Origin of the sequence: Stenotrophomonas sp. PS02298, from assembly GCF_029959445.1 — a bacterium.
Classification (GTDB): Bacteria; Pseudomonadota; Gammaproteobacteria; order Xanthomonadales; family Xanthomonadaceae; genus Stenotrophomonas.
The window spans coordinates 1-4,747 of the sequence record NZ_JASCOR010000231.1 but is presented as its reverse complement, the minus strand read 5'-3'; the positions used below and the strand labels follow the sequence as shown (position 1 = coordinate 4,747).

The window sequence follows — 4,747 nt, the reverse complement described above, 5'->3', positions numbered from 1 at the left end:
GCCATGCTCGGCAGGGGCTCCATGCACGGACCAACCGCCGCCGGCAAGGCCCCTGCCGAGCATGGCTCGGCACTACAGGGGGTTAGTTCGTGCACAAGGCCTCTTGCCGAGCATGGCTCGGCACTACAAAAACAAAGGCCCGGGTTTCCCCGGGCCTTCGTGTTACTGCTGCTGCCTTGCTCAGGCGGCGAACAGTGCCTTCATCTTCTTCAGCGCGTTGGCTTCGATCTGGCGGATGCGCTCAGCCGAAACGCCGTACTCATCTGCCAGTTCCTGCAGCGTCACCTTGCTGTCCGCTTCCAGCCAACGACGGGCGATGATGTCGCGCGAACGCTGGTCGAGCTTGGCCAGACCTTCGCGCAGCAGGCTCAGCTGGTTGTCTTCGCTGTCCTCGCGCTCATAGGCTTGCGACGGATCTTCATCGCGCGCGACCAGATACGCAGCCGGCGACGGCGGCGCATGATCGTCGTCTTCATCCGACGGCGCATCGAAGCCGATGTCGCGACCGGACAGGCGCGATTCCATCTCCATCACTTCACGCTCGGAGACGTTCAGATCCTTGGCGACGGCGCTGACCTCAGCGGCGTTCATCCAGCCCAGGCGGGTCTTGGACTTGCGCAGGTTGAAGAACAGCTTGCGCTGCGCCTTGGTCGTGGCGACCTTGACGATGCGCCAGTTCTTGAGGATGAACTCGTGCATCTCGGCACGGATCCAGTGCACCGCGAAGGACACCAGGCGCACGCCCATGTCCGGGTCGAAGCGTTTGACCGCCTTCATCAGGCCGATATTGCCTTCCTGGATCAGGTCGCCCAGCTGCAGGCCGTAGCCGTTGTAACCGCGGGCCACGTGCACCACGAAGCGCAGGTGCGAATGCACCAGCTCACGCGCGGCGTTCAGATCCTGCTCGTCGCGGAAGCGACGCGACAGTTCCTGCTCCTCATCGACCGACAGCACCGGGATCTGGTGCACGGCACCGATGTAGGCGTCCAGCGAACCGAGCGCACTGGGGATCGGGAGATTGTTTGCCACAAGGGCAGTAGAGGTGTTCAGGTTCATAGGACCTCATCTTAGCAGTCGAACTATTGGACTGCTCAGTACAGAAAAAGTTCCAGCGTTCTGTTTTTGTTCGCAAACTCGAGGTCAAACCTGAATAGGCGGCAGCAACAGCAGCATTCCCAACCTCTCCAAGGTAGCAAAGCCAAGGTCACCGCGATATGACAGGAATCAAATCAGTTCAGCGATCAGCCGGTGCCAGTGGCAGGTCAGCCAAGGCCGGCAGACGCCAGTCGATCCGGGCGTGGCCGTTGCGGGCCAGGTAGTCATTGGCCTGCGAGAAATGCCGGCAGCCGAGGAAGCCACGGTGCGCGGACAACGGCGAGGGATGCGGCGCCTTGAACACGCGGTGGCGCCGGGTATCGATGACCTTGCCCTTCTGCTGGGCGTAGGCGCCCCACAGCAGGAACACCAGGCCTTCGCGCTCGCGGTTGAGCACGTCGACCACGTGGTCGGTGAACCCCTCCCAGCCGCGGCCCTGATGCGCGCCTGCCTTGCCCTCTTCCACCGTCAGCACCGCATTGAGCAGCAGCACGCCCTGCTGCGCCCATGGCAGCAGGCAGCCGTGGTCCGGGCGCGGGATGGCCAGGTCGGCCTCGATCTCTTTATAGATGTTGAGCAAGGACGGCGGCACCGGCACGCCCGGCTTCACCGAGAAGCTCAGGCCATGCGCCTGGCCATAACCGTGGTACGGGTCCTGGCCCAGCACCACCACCTTGACCTGCTCGAACGGGGTGGCGTTGAAGGCAGCAAAGATTTCCGGGCCGGGCGGGAACACATGCGCCCCGGCTGCCTTGCGCTTGCGCAGGAAAGCCGACAGCTCACGCATCTCCGGACGCAGCAGCCAATCACCGATGCGCGTCTTCCAACTGGACTCAAGCTGGATCTGTGCGCCGTCTTCGCTCACAGCACCACCGCTGGCTGTGCCATGCGTGCCAACCGCAGCTGGAACAGCACCTTGGTCACCAGCAAGCGCTCTTCAATCGGTTTCTGCACCAGGTCATTGGCGCCGGACTGCAGCAGTGCCGACTGGTTGTGCGGATTGCTGTCACCGGTCATCACCAGCACCGGCAAGCGTCGCTTGCCATAGGCGAAGTCGACGCGGATGCGTTCGACCACATCGCGGCCGCTAAGCTCGCCCTTGAGGGTGACGTCAGTCAGCACCAGGTCCACCTGCCGCGTGGTGCGGCCCAGTGACTCGGCGGTGAGCAGCGAGAACGCATCCTCGGCGGTAAGCACGTGCACGACATGCAGGTCATGGCGTTCGAGCATGCGCTTGGTGGCTTCGGCCACCACGCGGCTGTCTTCGACATACAGCACAGTGGCATTGGCCACCGGCTCTGGCTGCACATAGCCACGGATGAAGGTCGCCAAGGCTTCATGGCCCAGCGCCTTGTCGAAATAGTCGGTGACGTATTCGGTGAAGCGGCGCTGTTCCAGATGCTGCTGGGCATCGCCGGAAACCACGATCACCGGCACATAGGCCTGCCCGGCGGTTTCGCGCACGCCACGCGCCAGCGCCAGGCCATCGCCATCAGGCAGGGCCAGCGACGTGGTGACCAGATGCACCGGGCCAGCGGCCAGCGCTTCACGCGCCTCGGCGATGCTGGCGCAGCCCACCACCTCGACATCAGGCAGTTCGCGCTTGAGCACGTCGCTGATCAGGCGCCGTACCAGTTTGGATCCGTCGACCACCATTACCCGCGGCGCGTCGCTGATCAGGTGCTTGAGCTCGTGCGTGGACATGCGGGCCTCAGGTTTCGGTCGGGCGAGTCTGCCTGAGGAAGTGACCGGTCACCAGCCATGCCCCCAACCAACCCAGGATCGTGGTGCCAACCAGCACCATGCCCGAATGCAGCAGATCCAGGCCATGCAACATGAAAGGACTGCCGTAGCTCTGCGACAGGTTGGCCAAGGGCGCGCGCAGGGCAAGCCCGCACACGCCTATCAGGCCCAGCGCCACGGCACCGGCACCGAGCCCGTACCACGCGCCCAGATAGACGAACGGGCGGCGGATGAAACCGTCGCTGGCACCCAGCAACTGCAGCACGCCGATTTCCTCGCGCCGTGCCTGGATGTCCAGGCGCACGGTATTGCCGACCACCAGCGCTGCCCCCAGACCCAGCAGCACCGACAACACCTGCACCAGGCGTGCGCCGAAGCTCAGCCAGCCATCCAGGCGCTGCCTCCAGAGTGCATCGTGCTGGACCAGGTCCGCCTGCGGCAGGGTTTCCAGCGACTTGGCCAGCGCTGCGTCGGCGCCATCGGCTGGAGTCACGATCAGCAGCGTGGGCAGCGGGTTCTCACCCAGCGCATCGATGGCCTCGCCCAGACCAGCGTTCTCACGCAGCTCGGCCAGGCCTTCATCCGGCGTACGCAGCTGCACCTGCTGCACATCGGCACGGGCACGCAGGGTCTTGGCCAGTTCCTGTGCGGCGGCGCCGTCCACATCGGTCTTCAGGAACAGGTTGATATCGCGCGACTGCTGCACGCTGCCGGAGAAATGCTTGAGGTTGTCCAGCCCGATCGACAGCCCCAACGGCAGTGCCAAGGCCAGCGCCATCACCGCCACCGTCAGCGCGGTTGCCCACGGCCTGCGCAGTGCGCGGCCAAGGCTGAACACCACGCTGTGCAGATGGTGGTTGATCCAGGTGGCCAGCCGCGACGGTGCCGCCGTGCTGGTGTTCGTTGCGGACTTCTCGCTGCTGTTGCTGCTAGTCATTCGGCCAGGTCCTGCGGCGAGATGTCATCGACCAGGCGGCCGTGGTCGAGGATCAACACACGCTTGCGCATCTGCTTGAGCAGGGCCAGGTCATGGCTGACCACCAGCACACTGGTGCCGCGCGCCGGCAGCTCGGCAAACAAGGTCATGATTTCCGCGGCCAGGGTCGGGTCGAGGTTGCCGGTGGGCTCGTCGGCCACCAGCAACTTGGGCTCGGCGACAATCGCGCGGGCGATGCCGACGCGCTGCTGCTCACCGGCCGACAGTTCGCTGGGCAGCGCCTTCTCGCGGTGGCCCAGGCCCATCCGCTCCAGCACCGAACGCACCCGCTTGCCGGTATCGGCACGGCGGTCGCCGCGCAGGATCAGCGGCAGGGCGACATTCTCGCCAATGCTGCGGTCAACCAGCAGGCGATGATCCTGGTAGACCGCGCCGACTTCGCGCCGATGCAAGGCAACCTTGCCGCCGCGCACCTTGAGCAGGTTGCGCTCGCCAAAGATCACCGCGCCACGACTGGGCCGCTCGCTGAGATGGATCAACTTGAGCAAGGTGCTCTTGCCGGCACCGGAGTGCCCGGTAACGAACAGCATCTCGCCGGCCGCCACCTCAAAGCTGACATCCAGCAGCGCCTGATGGCCACCGGCATACTGTTTGCTGACATTGTCAAAACGCAGGACGCTCATCGTGCTGATTATGCAGGAGCGCGGGCGGACTGCGGGGGATACAGGTCACGTGTAGTGCCGAGCCATGCTCGGCAGAGCGAAACCTGTAGTGCCGAGCCATGCTCGGCAAGGGGCCTTACCAGCCATGCGGTAAAAGCGGCACGCACCCCGAAACCGGGATTGCATCAACCGGCAAAAAGCTTACCCCTCCCCAACCCTCCCCTTTAGCTGCGCAAAAGGGAGGGCGCTCTAGTGCCGAGCCATGCTCGGCAAGGGGCTTTACCGGTAATGCCGCTGCCGAGCATGGCTC

5 protein-coding genes are annotated in these 4,747 nt (G+C 64.6%); all 5 read right to left on the bottom strand.

Annotated elements, in window-relative coordinates:
- Nucleotides 1–180: 180 nt before the first annotated feature.
- The gene (gene rpoH, locus QMX78_RS20095; protein WP_282272958.1) at nucleotides 181–1,056 is read right to left on the bottom strand and encodes an RNA polymerase sigma factor RpoH; all 876 of its coding nucleotides are present in this window, start codon (nucleotides 1,054–1,056) and stop codon (nucleotides 181–183) included.
- 178 nt (nucleotides 1,057–1,234) lie between these two features.
- Nucleotides 1,235–1,960, bottom strand: a complete 726-nt coding sequence (gene ung, locus QMX78_RS20090) for a uracil-DNA glycosylase (protein ID WP_282272956.1) — start codon at nucleotides 1,958–1,960, stop codon at nucleotides 1,235–1,237.
- Nucleotides 1,957–2,799, bottom strand: a complete 843-nt coding sequence (locus tag QMX78_RS20085; RefSeq protein ID WP_282272954.1) for a response regulator — start codon at nucleotides 2,797–2,799, stop codon at nucleotides 1,957–1,959. Before QMX78_RS20085 ends, ung begins: the two co-directional genes overlap by 4 nt.
- Nucleotides 2,800–2,806: 7 nt before the next feature.
- Complete coding sequence (gene ftsX, locus QMX78_RS20080) at nucleotides 2,807–3,775, bottom strand: permease-like cell division protein FtsX (protein WP_282272952.1); 969 nt, start codon at nucleotides 3,773–3,775, stop codon at nucleotides 2,807–2,809.
- Nucleotides 3,772–4,458: a cell division ATP-binding protein FtsE gene (gene ftsE, locus QMX78_RS20075; RefSeq protein ID WP_282272950.1), complete on the bottom strand. Its 687-nt coding sequence runs from the start codon at nucleotides 4,456–4,458 to the stop codon at nucleotides 3,772–3,774. The genes ftsX and ftsE overlap by 4 nt, the downstream gene beginning before the upstream one ends.
- Nucleotides 4,459–4,747: the final 289 nt, after the last annotated feature.

Coding starts and splice junctions, on each gene's coding strand:
- rpoH (WP_282272958.1), bottom strand. CDS start 1,056: ATGAACCTGAACACCTCTACTGCCCTTGTGGCAAACAATCTCCCGATC.
- QMX78_RS20085 (WP_282272954.1), bottom strand. CDS start 2,799: ATGTCCACGCACGAGCTCAAGCACCTGATCAGCGACGCGCCGCGGGTA.
- ftsX (WP_282272952.1), bottom strand. CDS start 3,775: ATGACTAGCAGCAACAGCAGCGAGAAGTCCGCAACGAACACCAGCACG.
- ftsE (WP_282272950.1), bottom strand. CDS start 4,458: ATGAGCGTCCTGCGTTTTGACAATGTCAGCAAACAGTATGCCGGTGGC.